This is a genomic window from Neorhizobium sp. LMR1-1-1.1 (genome assembly GCF_040675795.1).
GTDB lineage: Bacteria > Pseudomonadota > Alphaproteobacteria > Rhizobiales > Rhizobiaceae > Neorhizobium > Neorhizobium cellulosilyticum.
This window is the reverse complement of the sequence record NZ_JBEGHE010000111.1, coordinates 1-255: the sequence shown is the minus strand read 5'-3', so window position 1 is coordinate 255 and position 255 is coordinate 1. Positions and strand designations below refer to the sequence as shown.

The 255-nt window shown below is 63.5% G+C and carries 1 pseudogene; it reads left to right on the top strand.

Going from position 1 to position 255, the window contains the following annotated elements:
• Positions 1-42: 42 nt before the first annotated feature.
• Positions 43-255 (top strand): annotated as a pseudogene (locus MRBLMR1_RS30920) (gluconokinase); the annotation flags it as partial.

Below are 255 nucleotides of genomic sequence, written 5' to 3'. Positions count from 1 at the left end.
TCAGCCTCTGAGGCACAGGCCTTCCGGCGGCCCATCATCGTGATGGGCGTCGCCGGCTGCGGCAAGAGTTCGGTCGGTATGCGTCTGGCAGAAGCGCTGTCCCTCCCCTATCAGGAAGGCGACGATCGTCATCCTCAGGCCAACATCGCCAAGATGTCGAAGGGCACGCCGCTCAACGACGATGACCGCTGGCCCTGGCTCGATCGCATCGGCGAGATTCTGGCCGATCACGCGACAAGCGGTATCGTCCTGACA